Source organism: Devosia sp. Root436 (assembly GCF_001426345.1).
Classification (GTDB): domain Bacteria; phylum Pseudomonadota; class Alphaproteobacteria; order Rhizobiales; family Devosiaceae; genus Devosia.
Map to the genome: position 1 here is coordinate 188,118 of NZ_LMEM01000010.1, position 13,664 is coordinate 201,781.

General features: G+C 63.6%; 12 protein-coding genes. 4 read left to right on the forward strand and 8 right to left on the reverse strand.

The window, feature by feature from the left end:
* Nucleotides 1-140: 140 nt before the first annotated feature.
* The 4 genes from pnp to ASD04_RS09760 all read right to left on the reverse strand — a co-directional run bounded on the left by pnp (nt 141) and on the right by ASD04_RS09760 (nt 5,122).
* A complete protein-coding gene (gene pnp / locus ASD04_RS09745) occupies nt 141-2,285 on the reverse strand; it encodes a polyribonucleotide nucleotidyltransferase (RefSeq protein ID WP_056255834.1) in 2,145 nt (714 codons plus the stop codon).
* A 370-nt stretch (nt 2,286-2,655) separates the two neighbouring features.
* Nucleotides 2,656-2,925, reverse strand: a complete 270-nt coding sequence (gene rpsO, locus ASD04_RS09750; protein WP_056255836.1) for a 30S ribosomal protein S15 — start codon at nt 2,923-2,925, stop codon at nt 2,656-2,658.
* Between the two features lie 132 nt (nt 2,926-3,057).
* Entirely contained in the window at nt 3,058-4,701 is a 1,644-nt protein-coding gene (locus tag ASD04_RS09755; protein ID WP_056255838.1) for a sensor histidine kinase, read from the reverse strand.
* Nucleotides 4,702-4,930: 229 nt separating this feature from the next.
* A complete protein-coding gene (locus tag ASD04_RS09760; protein ID WP_056255840.1) occupies nt 4,931-5,122 on the reverse strand; it encodes a hypothetical protein in 192 nt (63 codons plus the stop codon).
* Nucleotides 5,123-5,243: 121 nt separating this feature from the next.
* Here ASD04_RS09760 and miaB point away from each other — a divergent pair, with 121 nt between their 5' ends.
* From miaB to ASD04_RS09780, 4 genes are all read left to right on the forward strand, one after another.
* Nucleotides 5,244-6,638: a tRNA (N6-isopentenyl adenosine(37)-C2)-methylthiotransferase MiaB gene (gene miaB / locus ASD04_RS09765; protein WP_056255842.1), complete on the forward strand. Its 1,395-nt coding sequence runs from the start codon at nt 5,244-5,246 to the stop codon at nt 6,636-6,638.
* 130 nt (nt 6,639-6,768) lie between these two features.
* Entirely contained in the window at nt 6,769-7,830 is a 1,062-nt protein-coding gene (locus ASD04_RS09770; protein WP_244488294.1) for a PhoH family protein, read from the forward strand.
* Between the two features lie 157 nt (nt 7,831-7,987).
* Complete coding sequence (ybeY, locus tag ASD04_RS09775) at nt 7,988-8,461, forward strand: rRNA maturation RNase YbeY (RefSeq protein ID WP_056255846.1); 474 nt, start codon at nt 7,988-7,990, stop codon at nt 8,459-8,461.
* A 71-nt stretch (nt 8,462-8,532) separates the two neighbouring features.
* Entirely contained in the window at nt 8,533-9,561 is a 1,029-nt protein-coding gene (locus ASD04_RS09780; RefSeq protein ID WP_244488295.1) for a hemolysin family protein, read from the forward strand.
* Nucleotides 9,562-9,648: 87 nt separating this feature from the next.
* Here ASD04_RS09780 and ASD04_RS09785 read toward each other — a convergent pair whose 3' ends face one another.
* From ASD04_RS09785 to murJ, 4 genes are all read right to left on the reverse strand, one after another.
* A complete protein-coding gene (locus ASD04_RS09785) occupies nt 9,649-10,215 on the reverse strand; it encodes a NifU family protein (RefSeq protein ID WP_056255851.1) in 567 nt (188 codons plus the stop codon).
* Between the two features lie 173 nt (nt 10,216-10,388).
* Nucleotides 10,389-10,862: a universal stress protein gene (locus ASD04_RS09790; RefSeq protein ID WP_056255853.1), complete on the reverse strand. Its 474-nt coding sequence runs from the start codon at nt 10,860-10,862 to the stop codon at nt 10,389-10,391.
* Nucleotides 10,863-10,897: 35 nt separating this feature from the next.
* Nucleotides 10,898-11,929, reverse strand: coding sequence for a tryptophan--tRNA ligase (trpS, locus tag ASD04_RS09795; protein WP_056255855.1), 1,032 nt, complete (start codon nt 11,927-11,929; stop codon nt 10,898-10,900).
* Between the two features lie 70 nt (nt 11,930-11,999).
* On the reverse strand, nt 12,000-13,559 hold the full coding sequence (murJ, locus tag ASD04_RS09800; protein WP_056255856.1) for a murein biosynthesis integral membrane protein MurJ: 1,560 nt from the start codon (nt 13,557-13,559) through the stop codon (nt 12,000-12,002).
* Nucleotides 13,560-13,664: the final 105 nt, after the last annotated feature.

Below are 13,664 nucleotides of genomic sequence, written 5' to 3' on the forward strand. Positions count from 1 at the left end.
GCCTCACTCGCCTAACGGGCCGTCAAGGAGAGGGTTCCTCTCCGGAATGTGATGAATGGCGGGGTGTTGCCGGCATGCAACGCAAAGAAAAGGCCCGGATTGCTCCGGGCCTTCCTGCAGTTTTGCCTGCGATTTGCCTGCTATTCGGCGGCGGCTTCCGCGTCACGGGCGATTTCCTTGCCGGTGGCCTGGTCGACCACCTTCATGGAGAGGCGGACCTTGCCGCGCTCGTCGAAGCCCAGCAGCTTGACCCAGACCTTGTCGCCTTCCTTGACGACATCGGTGGTCTTGGCAACGCGCTCGGCGGCGAGCTGGCTGATATGGACCAGGCCGTCCTTGGCGCCGAAGAAGTTGACGAAGGCGCCGAAATCGGCGGTCTTGACCACGGTGCCCTGGTAGATGGCGCCCACTTCGGCTTCATCGGTAATCGACTTGATCCACTTGATGGCCGCTTCGATCTGGCTGCCGTCCGAGGAGGCGATCTTGATGGTGCCGTCGTCGTCGATGTTGATCTTGGCGCCGGTCTTTTCGACGATCTCGCGGATCACCTTGCCGCCGGTGCCGATCACTTCGCGGATCTTGTCGGTCGGGATCTTCATGGTCTCGATGCGCGGAGCGAATTCGCCCACTTCCGAACGCGAGGCGGTGATGGCCTTGGCCATTTCGCCCAGTATGTGGATGCGGCCGCCCTTGGCCTGCTCGAGGGCGATCTTCATGATCTCCTCGGTGATGCCGGCGATCTTGATGTCCATCTGGAGCGAGGTCACGCCCTGATCGGTGCCGGCGACCTTGAAGTCCATGTCGCCCAGGTGATCTTCGTCACCCAGGATATCGGACAGCACGGCGAACTTCTCGCCTTCCAGGATCAGGCCCATGGCAATACCGGCAACCGGACGCGCCAGCGGCACGCCGGCATCCATCAGCGCCAGCGAGGTGCCGCAGACGGTGGCCATCGAGGAGGAGCCGTTGGATTCGGTGATCTCGGACACGATGCGGATCGTGTAGGGGAATTCCTCGACCGAGGGACGGATCGGGTTGATGGCGCGCCAGGCGAGCTTGCCGTGGCCGATTTCGCGGCGACCCGGGGACCCCATGCGGCCGGCTTCACCCACCGAATAGGGAGGGAAGTTGTAATGCAGCAGGAAGTTCTGCTTCTGGGTGCCTTCGAGCGAGTCGATATACTGCTCGTCTTCGCCGGTGCCCAGCGTGGCAACGACCAGCGCCTGGGTTTCGCCGCGGGTGAACAAAGCCGAACCATGGGTGCGCGGCAGCACGCCGACTTCCGAAACGATCGGGCGCACGGTCTTGAGATCACGGCCGTCGATGCGCAGGCCGGTATCGAGCACGTTCCAGCGCACGATCTTGGCCTGCAGGTTGTGGATCACTTCGCCGAGCGCTTCGGCGGAGACGTCACCGGCTTCGATCTTGGCGGCAAAGGCTTCCTTGACGACCTTTTTGGCGGCGTCGACGGCAGCGTAGCGCTGGGCCTTGTCGGTGATCTTGTAGGCAGCGCGCAGATCGGCTTCGGCGACCTTGAGCACGTCCTTTTCGAGGTCCGAATAATCGGGCGCCTGGAAATCGCGGGGTTCCTTGGCTGCCAGCTCGGCCAGCTTGATGATGGCCTGGATCACCTTGCGGCTCTCGGCATGACCGAACATCACGGCGCCGAGCATGACTTCTTCGCTCAGTTCCTTGGCTTCGGACTCGACCATCAGCACGGCGTCTTCGGTGCCGGCCATGACGAGGTCGAGCTTGGATTCCGAACGGCGATCGACGGCCAGGTTCAGCACATATTGCCCATCGACATAGCCGACGCGGGCAGCGCCGATCGGGCCCATGAAAGGCACGCCCGAAATGGTGAGGGCAGCCGAAGCGGCGACCATGGCCAGCACGTCGGGGTTGTTTTCCATGTCATGCTGCAGAACGGTCACGACCACCTGGGTCTCGTTCTTGTAGCCTTCGGGGAAGAGCGGGCGGATCGGCCGGTCGATCAGGCGAGACGTCAGCGTCTCGTTCTCGGTCGGGCGGCCTTCGCGCTTGAAATAGCCGCCCGGGATCTTGCCGGCGGCGAAGTATTTTTCCTGGTAGTTGACGGTCAGCGGGAAGAAGTCCTGGCCCGGCTTGGCGGACTTGGCGCTGACGACGGTGGCCAGCAGCACGGTTTCGCCCAGGGTGGCAAGCACGGCGCCATCGGCCTGGCGGGCCATCTTGCCGGTTTCGAGCGTCAGGGGCTGGCCGCCCCAGTTGAGCTCGACCTTGTGGTAGTCAAAATTGATCGTCGACATTGTATCGTCTTTCCATTCTGCCGGTGAGCGGTAACGCAGGGGCGTAGGAAATCCCGCGAACTCGTCCGGTGCGCCCGCACCCGGCTCTGCACCCCATGTGCAGCCCAGGCTCAAAATCAGGCGCGGTTTACGTCCTTGGCGAAGACGAAACATGGGCAAGACAACAAGCAGCTCCCAGCAATTCTGGAGGCCTCACGAGATCAAAACCAAAAGACTGATTTTGTGAGCGTGAGGCGAGGGAGCGGCCAATAATCCTGCCATGCTCCGGCATTCGCCGGTCTACGCTTCCAACCCCTTGATCTTCACGAGCTCAAGGCGCTGGCAACAGACGCGGAGCCGAGGCCCCGCATCCGCAATTCGGTATGCGCGCTTAGCGGCGCAGGCCGAGCTTTTCGATCAGGGCCTTGTAACGGGCGTCATCGACGGTCTTGACGTAGTCAAGCAGGCGGCGACGGGTCGAAACAAGCTTCAGCAGACCGCGGCGGGAATGGTTGTCCTTGCCATGGTCCTTGAAGTGTTCGGTGAGGTTGGCAATGCGTTCCGACAGGATGGCAACCTGGACTTCCGGCGAACCGGTATCGTTCGGCTTGGTTGCGTATTCCTGGATCAGTTCGGTCTTGCGCTCAGCAGTAATCGACATCGGGCATATCCTTTACAAAGGAGGATCGGGTCGCCCCGGCCGGGATGTCGTCCAGGCGGGGCCGTGAATGCTCGGGCCGCAAGGCCCAAGACTGGCGTCCCTATAGTGCAAAGAGCGGAATAACGCCAGAATTTATTCGGATGCCGGCTCCTGGTCCGGCGCGGGCGTGGCGGCCGGATCGATGGCGCTGAGCGGGATGAGAAAGCGCCATTCCATACCGTCATCGTGGCAATGCCGCTCGACCTCTGCGTTCAGCGAGCGGCCAACCATGGATTGCAGGACGGTGGTGCCGAAGCCGACCCGCTCCGAAACGACGAGGCCCGGAGGCACGGTCTCGCGCCAGTTGAAATCCAGGTGCTGGTCGACGACACGCCAGCGCACCGCGAGCGCACCCGAATTGCCGGCAAAGGCGCCGTATTTGACCGCGTTGGTCGCCAGCTCATGCACCGCCATGCCCAGCACCTGAGCGGCCTGGGCATTGAGGCGGACCATCGGCCCGGACAGTTTTACCCTTGCGGCATCGAGCGGACAGAAGGGGGCGATATGGCTCTCGACCAGCTCAGCCAGCAGCACGCCTGCCAGGCCGTGGGTCAGCAGCAGGTCGGTGGAGCGGGCGAGGCCCAGAATGCGCCGCTCGAAGGCCTGCACATAGCTGTCGACATCCTCGGCGCCGCGGGCCGTCTGCTTGGCCATGGCCGCGATGACGGTCATCTGGTTCTTGGAGCGGTGCGCCAGTTCCCGCATCAGGAAACGCACCTCGCTTTCGGCCGCCAGGCGCTTGGTCGACGCATTGACCAGCGCCTGCGACACTTCGGCGATTTCGGTAACCGGATAATCGCGGGGCACCACCGGCTCGCCCCGGCCCAGCCGCTGGGCATCGCGGCGCAGGCCACGCACCGAATGACCGACACGCTGGGCGATGAGCAATGCCAGCCCACCGGCCACGCCAGCGATGACCACGCTCCAGGCCGCCAGCCAGAGCAGCGACTCGCCCAGCGGGCGCTCGACGGTGCCGACCGAGGCCCAGGCAATGACGCGCCAGCCGGACAGGCCCGAGCGCCATTCCGATGTCACCACCATGTCACCATCGAACCGCTCGCGCCGCCATTCGTCGGGGGACCGGTCGACTGCCTGGCGCATCGGAAGCACGGCGCCGGTTTCGAGCCCGGCATCGGCGGTCGCTGCCAGCACGAGATTGGCGCTATCGACCAGGGCCGCATGCCAGCCCGTCGGCAGTTGGCGGGATTGCAATGTGGCAGCGAGATTGGCGGCATTCCGCGTCAGGGCCAGCAGCACGACCTCCCGCCCGTTGGGTATCGGCAGCAATACATTGAAGACCCATTGCTGCGCCGTCTGACCGAAAAACAGCCCGGACACCGTGGCAATGCCGCGCTCGAATGCCTCGGCGGCGATCTTGGGGTTGGAGGTACGATTCAGCGGCTCGCCATAGGGTACGCGGGTGTTGAGCAACTGATCGAAATTCCGATCGAGCGCCAGCAGATAGGAGCCACTGCCGGCCAGGGCCACCACGGCGCGCTCATGGAATGCGGCAAGGTCGTTCTCGGCCAATTCCTGGCTGGAGGACAGGATTCGCAGCGTCGTCGCCATGCCGGCGACTTCGCGTTCCACCGACTGGCCCATGGCCTGCACGGTGGCATTGGTCAGCGCGCGTACAACCTCTTCCTGGGCGCGGTTGTTCCGATTGAGCAGCACCAGCGACACGACCAGTGCCGGAATGAGGATAACCAGCACCAGCGCGAAGAGGTAAAAAGCCATGGGCTGCGAGCGGGACCACGACCGGCCTTGCGGGCCTGCTGGGCTTGTCGCGTCCTTGCTGTCGTCCGTGGTGTGGGGTGCCCCCGCCATGCCGCGCCTTTCGCGGCCGGATGCTACGCAAAACCGCCCTGCCGCAGCATGACCATAGCGTCAGACGCGGTTGCCCCGATAGCGTCAGAAGTCCCCATGGGCCAAATGTTTGGCAGGGCTGGCACAAATGCCACGCCGGTCAGTATTTGGCGCTGGAATCGCTGGCTGGAAAGCTCTCGTCCACGGCTTCGTCCTGCTCGTCCCATTCGGCGGGCTTGTCGGCCTGTGCATCCTTGCCGGCATTGCGTACCTGCACCGGTGCATCCTTGGGGCCGGGCTTCTTGCCGTGCTTCATGGCGGCGGCCTTGTCGGTCTTGTGGGTCTGGGTCATTTGGACACTCCCTTTCTGGAAGGGAAACCCCTGCGGTGGCCGCAAGGTTGCAAGCGCCCGGAGTCGGCTTTGAGTCTTCTGCGGCTATGCCGCACACCTCGAAGTCTGGTAAAGAGCCGGCATGATCGAGACGCGCGCCAATACCAAGAAGCTGTTCATCAAGACCTATGGGTGCCAGATGAACGTCTATGACAGCGACCGCATGATGGATGCGCTGGCGCCGCACGGCTATGAGACGACGCTCGACATGGGTCAGGCGGACCTGGTGCTGCTCAATACCTGCCATATCCGCGAAAAGGCCTCGGAAAAGGTGTTTTCCGAGCTCGGCCGGCTCAAGGAACTGCAGAACGAGCGCCGGGCGCTGGGCGGCGACATGCTGATCGGCGTGGCCGGCTGCGTGGCGCAGGCCGAGGGCGAGGAAATCGCCCGCCGCGCGCCTGTCGTCGACATGGTGTTCGGGCCGCAGGCCTATCACAAGCTGCCCGACATGCTGGTTCAGGCCGAGGCGCAAAGGCACCTGCATCCGAGCCTCAAGCGCGCTGTCATCGATACCGACTTCCCCGAGGAGGACAAGTTCGAGCACCTGCCGTCCGCGAAGAAGGAAGTCACCATCAAGCGCGGGCTGACGGCTTTCCTCACCGTGCAGGAAGGCTGCGATAAATTCTGTTCGTTCTGCGTCGTGCCCTATACGCGCGGCGCGGAGGTCAGCCGGCCGGTGGCGCAGGTGATATCGGAGGCGCGCGGGCTGGTGGAGGCGGGCGTCAAGGAAATCACGCTGCTGGGGCAGAACGTCAACGCCTATCACGGCGACGACAAGGGCCGCGCCGTGGGGCTGGGCGAACTGGCCTATCTGCTGGCCGAAATTCCAGGGCTGGAACGGCTGCGCTATACGACCAGCCATCCGCGCGACATGGACGACGCGCTGATCGCGGCGCATCGCGACCTCGATATATTGATGCCCTACCTGCACCTTCCAGTGCAGTCGGGGAGCGACACGATCCTCAAGGCGATGAACCGGCGCCACACGGCGGCCGAATATCTCGATGTCATCGCGCGCATCAAGGCGGCGCGGCCGGACATGGCGCTGTCGGGCGATTTCATCGTCGGCTTCCCCGGCGAAACCGACCAGGATTTCGAGGATACGCTGCGCATTATCCGCGATGTCGGCTATGCCTCGGCCTATTCGTTCAAATATTCGACGCGGCCGGGTACACCCGGCGCGTCGCTGACCGATCAGGTGGACGAAGCGGTCAAGACCGAGCGGCTGTATCGGCTGCAGGAACTGGTCAATGCCCAGACCACGGCTTTCCATCAAAGCTGCGTTGGCAAGACCCTGCCGGTTTTGGTCGAGCGTCCGGGACGGCAGGCCGGGCAGGTGGGCGGGCGTTCGCCTTATCTGCAGGCGGTGCATCTGGAGGGGAGTACCGAGCTGATCGGGGCGATCCACCAGGTGGAGATCATCGGCACCAGCACCAATTCGCTGGTCGGGCGGCTGAAGGTGAAGGCCGCGGCCTAGGCTTGTGCATGCGGTGAGCCGTCACAATATTGCTACAGACACGGGACCCAAATCATCCTAGCCTCGTTGTCCAGCGACAGGCGCAAGCCCGCGCCGTCCCTCCGGGAGCCACACCAGTTTGAGCAGGCATTTGTCACCGACCGCAGACAACGCACTCGCATCGCAACTCGAACTCGCTTTTGAAGACAATCGCCTCGCTGCCCAGCTCTATGGCGATTTCGACCAGAACCTCGCTTTGATCGAACAGCGGCTCAAGGTTTCGGCCACGCCCCGCGGCAATCATGTCCTGCTCAAAGGCGCAGCGAGCGCGGTCGACCAGGCGCGGCGCGTGCTGGAATCGCTTTATGGTTCGCTGGAGGAAGGCCGCAGCATCGACATATCAGATGTCGATGGCGTCATCCGCATGATCGAGACCGAGGACAGCCAGCTCACCCTGCCGACGCTGGAGCGCAAGGGCAAGGTGCGCATGGCCCAGATCGCCACGCGCAAATCCACCATCGTCGCCCGCACCCCGGCGCAGGACGCCTATATGCGCGCCATGGAGCGGAGCGAGCTGGTGTTCGGTATCGGCCCGGCCGGTACCGGCAAGACCTATCTGGCGGTGGCCCATGCTGCCAGCCTGCTCGAACGCGGCGATATCAACCGCATCATCCTCAGCCGCCCGGCCGTGGAAGCCGGCGAGCGCCTGGGGTTCCTCCCCGGCGACATGAAGGAGAAGGTGGACCCCTATCTGCGCCCGCTCTATGACGCGCTCTACGATATGATGAAGCCCGAGAATGTCGAGCGCTGCATCACTTCGGGGATCATCGAAGTGGCGCCGCTGGCCTTCATGCGCGGCCGCACGCTGGCCAATGCCGTGGTCATTCTCGACGAGGCGCAGAATACCACCTCGATGCAGATGAAGATGTTCCTCACCCGCCTGGGCGAGAACTCCAAGATGATCGTTACCGGCGATCCGACCCAGGTCGACCTGCCGCGCGGCGAGAAATCGGGGCTGGTGGAGGCCGTGAACCTGCTCGATGGCGTCGAGGGCGTACATATTTCACGCTTCAACGACAAGGACGTGGTGCGCCACGCACTGGTCGGCCGCATCGTGCGGGCCTACGAGGCAGATACGGCCAGGAAGCTCGCCGAAAAGGACCGGGATTCCGAAGGGCTGGCGCGCACCCTGGGAACGGTGTCGCGGAGCTGAGCTTTGATGGTGCCACGTCCTCGTGGTTCGAGGCGCTGAAGAAGCGCACCTCACCATGAGGACTACTTGAAACCCAGCGCTCGCAGTAGCCTCATGGTGAGGCGGGAGCGTAGCGACCCTCGAACCACGAGGCGTGGCAGCAAGGTTAGTGCTTTAGATGCCTCCTGCACCATTGGATATCGCCGTCATCGTCAACGACGACGCCTGGCCCGAAAATCTGCAAGCGCGTGCCGAAGCAGCGGTGCTGGCGGCGCTCGCCTTTGCCAGGCCCAAGGTCAAGGGCGCGGCGGAGTTGTCGATCCTGCTCACCAATGACGAGGAGCAGCACGCGCTCAACCGGGAATGGCGCGGCAAGGACAGTTCCACCAACGTCCTGAGCTTCCCGCAGATCGAGCCCTTCGGGCCGGTGATCGGGCTGCTCGGCGACATCACGCTGGCGCGCGAGACGCTGGAGCGCGAGGCGGCCGAGCAGGGCACGACTTTTGCCGACCATTTCACCCATCTCGTGGTGCATGGATTTCTGCATATTTTAGGGTATGATCACCTTACCGACGCGGAGGCTCTTCAAATGGAGGGCCTCGAAACCCAGATATTGGGAAGCCTTGGGGTCGCCGACCCCTATGCCGATTAGGCCGGCACGAGAACGAGCCGGGCGTCATCCCGTTTCGAGGACAGATAAGCCGCTTGTTGCGGCGAGAGACCATGAACGACAGCGACAGTCTGGGCCATCAAGCGCCCACCAATCCCGAGCCTCCTTCTAGTCCCGCCTCCGTGCCTGCACGGGGGCCATCGATCTGGAACCGCATCAAGGCCATGCTGGCCCGCGGCACGGTTTCATTGCGCGACGATCTGCAGGTCGCGCTCGACGAGCAGGGAAGCGCCGAAACCGGCGACTTCTCCGAGAGCGAGCGCACGATCCTGCAGAATGTGCTCAAGCTCTCCAACGTGTCGGTTGCCGACGTGATGGTGGAACGATCCGACATCCAGGCCATCGAATCCGATGTCAACCTGGGTGCGCTGCTGGCGAAGTTCCGCCAGGTCGGCCATTCGCGCCTGCCGGTCTATGACGACAATCTCGACAATATCCTCGGCTTCATTCACGTCAAGGACGCCTTGGGCAAGATCACCGAGCCGGTGATGGACCCGGCCAAGGATGTACCAGTCAAGCTGGTCTCGTCCGTGCTCAAGCAGAAGATCGTCAAGCTCGACCTGACGCGCGACGCCATGTTCGTGCCGACCTTCATGCCGGTGGGCGACCTGCTGCAATCGATGCGCGCGAGCCGCGTGCATATGGCCATCGTGGTCGACGAATATGGCGGCACCGATGGCCTGGTGACCATCGAGGACCTGCTCGAAGCCGTGGTCGGCGAGATCGAGGACGAGCATGACGAGCTGGCTGCCGCGCTGATCCGCAAGGTGGGTGCCGATAGCTATATCGCCGATGCCCGCGCCGAGCTCAGCGACGTGCGGAGCCTGATCGGGCCGGATTTCGACCCCGGCGAATATGCCGATGACGTGGAAACCATCGGCGGGCTGGTGTTCGATCTGGCCGGGCATGTGCCCAAGCGCGGCGAGCGGGTGACGCGGCTCGATGGTTTCGAGTTCGAGATTCTCGCCGCCGACAGCCGCCGCATCAAGCGGTTGCGCATCCGGCGAAAGCGGGACGGCGATGCTGAGCCATTGGCCATCACCGACCAGCGCAGCGCGGTGGACAAGGCGGCGGCGGAATAGGGTTGTTCCCACATCCACGGTGTCTTTAAAAAACCAAGGGTCCGGAGATTGCTCTCCAGACCCTTTGGCTTGCTGCTTAACTGAACCTCAGACCTGCTGCACGGCTTCCACACCCGGCACGAAGTGGCGGAGCAGGTTTTCGATGCCACTCTTGAGCGTGGCCGTGGAAGAGGGGCAGCCCGAGCAGGCGCCCTGCATATGGAGGAACACGGTGCCTTCCTTGAAGCCCTTGAAGGTGATGTCGCCGCCATCCATGGCGACGGCCGGGCGGACGCGGGTGGCCAGCAATTCCTTGATGACCTCCACCGTCTCGCTGTCTTCTTCCTCGAAGAATTCATCGACCTCATCGAAATTGGCGACATCGACGCCGCCCTCAACGATGACCGGCTTGCCAGACAGGAAGTGGTCCATGATGACGCCAAGAATGGCCGGCTTGATATGGGCCCAGTTGGTATCGTCCTTGGTCACCGAGATGAAATCGGAACCAAGGAATACCCCGGTGACGCCGGAAATCGAGAACAGGCCCTGGGCAAGCGGGGAATTGGACGAGGCCTCGACGCTACGGAAATCGCGCGGTTCACCCACCAGCACATCGCGCCCCGGCAGGAACTTGAGGGTCGCCGGATTGGGCGTGGCTTCGGTCTGGATGAACATCGGGGCGCCTGCGGTTTACGATTAGAACGCTTCTAAAATAGACTTTTGCGGTCAGGATGCAAGGCCAAAGGCGCGGAGCAGATATGCATGTCCCGATACCTGGGCCATTCGAGCATAGCTCTCATGGCCTGCTTTAAAATCGCGCCACCGGCGCGATCTTGCCTGCTGCACGCTCAGCAGATCGCGATGATCTCCTCGTCGCTCATGCGGCCCGGCACGATGGTCAGCGGTATCGGCAGGGCGTTGGCGCGGTTGGCGAAGTGCATCACCAGCGGGCCGGGGCCCTCGCCCGAAGTAGAGGCCGCCAGCACCAGGATGGCGATATCGCGGTCCTGGTCGATGACATGCTCGATTTCCTCGGCGGCATTGCCCTCGCGGATGACCGATTCGCTGCGCACTTCGCCGATATCGCGGATGCGGGCGAGGCGGGCGTCGAGATTGCGCTCGGCCTCCTCGACGGCTTCGGCGCGCAGCACGTCCTCGACGCCCAGGCCGATGAATTCGGGCTTCTGCACCACGCTCATCAGGACCACGGTGCCGCCGGTGCGCTTGACGCGATAGGCGGCAAAGGTCAGCGCCCGTTCGCATTCGGGCGTCTCGTCGATGACGACGAGGAATTTGCGCTTGTATTCGGTCTGTGAAACCACGGCCGCTCCTTCTTCTGTCGCGTTTCTGGCAAGGCTTAGCGGATGAAGCCGACGATAGAGCGGACATCGACCATTGTCGCCTCTGCAATGGCGCGGGCCCGCTCGGCGCCGTCGTGCAGGATGGCGTCGATCGTCGTCGTATCCTCGATCAGCCGGCGCATTTCGTCACCCATGGGGCCAAGCTGGGCCACCGCGCGTTCGGCGAGAGCCGGCTTGAAGATGCCCCAGCCCTTGCCGCCGAATTCGGCGATGACCTGGGCCTTGGATGTATCGGAAAGCGCGGCGTAGATGCCTACGAGATTGTCGGCTTCCGGCCGGCCGAGGAGGCCTTCCACCGTCTCGGGCAGGGGCGCGGGATCGGTGGTGGCCTTCTTGATCTTCCTGGCGATGGCATCGGCATCGTCGAGCAGCGAGATGCGCGACTGGTCGGACGGGTCCGACTTGCTCATCTTCTTGGTGCCGTCGCGCAGGCTCATGATGCGCGTGGCCGGGCCGGCGATCAGCGGTTCGGTGATGGGGAAGAAGTCTTCGCCCAGCCCGCGATCGGCGATCGACTTGGCATAGTCGTTGTTGAACTTGGCGGCGATATCGCGCGTCAGTTCGAGATGCTGCTTCTGGTCGTCGCCGACGGGAACGTGGGTGGCCTTGTAGACGAGGATATCGGCCGCCATCAGCGAGGGATAGGCCAAGAGGCCCAGCGAGACGTTTTCCGAATTCTTGCCGGCCTTGTCCTTGAACTGGGTCATCCGGTTCATCCAGCCGATGCGGGCGACGCAATTGAACACCCAGGCCAGTTCGGCATGCTGCATGACCTGGGACTGGTTGAAAACGATCGCTTTTTTGGGGTCGATGCCGGCAGCGATATAGGCGGTGGCCACTTCGCGGGTGGCGCGGCGCAGGTCGTCCGGATCCTGCCAGACCGTGATGGCATGCATGTCGACCACGCAATAGATGCAGTCATGGGTATCCTGCAGCGGCACGAAACGCCTTATAGCGCCGAGATAATTGCCCAGATGCAGATCGCCCGAAGGCTGGATGCCGGAAAAAACGCGGGGGGTGAAGGTCATGGCGAGCCTAGCAGTTCCAGAAATGCGCGATCCGGCTGTTAGCATGCTTACGCCATGGCGAACAATCGCCTCACCCCCGCCGCATCCGGCGGAACAGCAGACCCAGCTTCTGTGCGCCGGTGATGTGGACCAGCGTGAAATAGAGGACCATGCCGAAGCCGACCAGCGCAGCCAGCAGGCCCGCCTGCTGCCAGAGCGGGACACCGCTGGCGAAATAGCCCACGCCGCGCTGCGCGAGAAGATAGAGCACGCCGCCCATGACCACGCTGATGGCGATGATCAGCCCATGCTTGATCCACTCTGCTCCGGTCAGTGCAAAATGGCCGCGCCGCGCCAGGAACAGGGCCAGCAGCACGGCATTGAGCCAGGCCGAGACCGAGGTGGCGATGGCGATGCCGACATGGACCAGGCTGGGGAACAGCAGCAGCGAGAGGGCAATATTGATCACCACCGAAATGGTGGCGAAAACGGTTGGCGTCAGCGTGTCCTCGCGGGCGAAATAGCCCGGCTGCAGCACGCGGATCAGCACATAGGCGGGCAGGCCGGTGGCAAAGGCGATCAGTGCCTGCGCCGTCTGGGTGGTGGCCAGCGCGTCGAAGGCGCCGCGCTCGAACAGCACGCGCACGATGGGTTCGGCCATGGCGATCAGGGCCGTGGCGGCGGGCATGGAAAGCAGCATCGCGGCCAGCAGGGACTGATCCTGAGTGGCACGGGCCTCCGTTTCTCGACCGCCCTTCAGATGCCTGGACAGTTCGGGCAGCAGCACCGTGCCGATGGCGATGCCGATAATGCCGAGCGGCAGCTGATAGAGCCGGTCGGCATAGTTGAGGATGGAAATGGCATTGTCGGCGCCCGAGGCGATGATGGTGCCGACGAAGATATTGATCTGGGTAATGCCGCCGGTGAGGATGGCCGGCACGGCCAATATCCAGAAGCGGCGCACCTCCGGATCGAACCGGGGCAGGCGGAGCGCCGGCACGAAATCGGCCCGCTTTATCGCGCCATAGACCAGCGCCAGTTGCGCCAGCCCGCCCGCCATGGTGGCCATGCCGACCCAGGTGGCCGCGCCTGCCGGGTCCTGGGCCCAGAAGGTGATCAGCGGGATCAGGGCGGCGATATTGACCAGGTTGAGCAGCACCGGCGCGAAGGCGGCGGCAAAGAAGCGGCCCAGCGAATTGAGGATCGCCCCATAAGCGGCCATCAGCGACATGCAGGCCAGGTAAGGGAACATGATGCGCGTCAGCAGCACCGTGAGATCGAACTTTTCAGGATCGTCGAGGAAGCCGGGGACGAAGGCGATCATGAGCTGCGGCATGAAGATTTCCGCCAGGATCGTCACGCCCACCAGCATGGCGACCAGCCAGGCCATGATGCGCGAGGCGAGATCGAGCGCGCCATCGCGTCCCTGCTGCTCCAGCGCCCCCGAGAATAGCGGCACGAAAGCGGTGTTGAAGGCACCCTCGGCAAACAGGCGCCGGAACAGGTTGGGAAAGCGGAAGGCGGCAAAGAAGGCATCGGCGGCCGGGCCGGTGCCCAGAACCGCGGCCATCAGCGCATCGCGCACGAAGCCGGCGACACGGGAAACGAGCGTGAGGCCGCCCACGGAGAGGAAATTGCGGTAGAGGCTCACCTGCCACGCCCTCGTGGTTCGAGGCGCGTGAAGGACGCGCACCTCACCATGAGGGCTACTCTTGGCTCGGTATCCCAGTAGCCCTCATGGTGAGGCGGGAGCACT

What these genes read in the sequence shown, in the direction of transcription:
- pnp (WP_056255834.1), bottom strand. Translation starts at nt 2,285, where the DNA reads ATGTCGACGATCAATTTTGACTACCACAAGGTCGAGCTCAACTGGGGC.
- rpsO (WP_056255836.1), bottom strand. Translation starts at nt 2,925, where the DNA reads ATGTCGATTACTGCTGAGCGCAAGACCGAACTGATCCAGGAATACGCA.
- ASD04_RS09755 (WP_056255838.1), bottom strand. Translation starts at nt 4,701, where the DNA reads ATGGCTTTTTACCTCTTCGCGCTGGTGCTGGTTATCCTCATTCCGGCA.
- ASD04_RS09760 (WP_056255840.1), bottom strand. Translation starts at nt 5,122, where the DNA reads ATGACCCAGACCCACAAGACCGACAAGGCCGCCGCCATGAAGCACGGC.
- miaB (WP_056255842.1), top strand. Translation starts at nt 5,244, where the DNA reads ATGATCGAGACGCGCGCCAATACCAAGAAGCTGTTCATCAAGACCTAT.
- ybeY (WP_056255846.1), top strand. Translation starts at nt 7,988, where the DNA reads ATGCCTCCTGCACCATTGGATATCGCCGTCATCGTCAACGACGACGCC.
- ASD04_RS09780 (WP_244488295.1), top strand. Translation starts at nt 8,533, where the DNA reads ATGAACGACAGCGACAGTCTGGGCCATCAAGCGCCCACCAATCCCGAG.
- ASD04_RS09785 (WP_056255851.1), bottom strand. Translation starts at nt 10,215, where the DNA reads ATGTTCATCCAGACCGAAGCCACGCCCAATCCGGCGACCCTCAAGTTC.
- trpS (WP_056255855.1), bottom strand. Translation starts at nt 11,929, where the DNA reads ATGACCTTCACCCCCCGCGTTTTTTCCGGCATCCAGCCTTCGGGCGAT.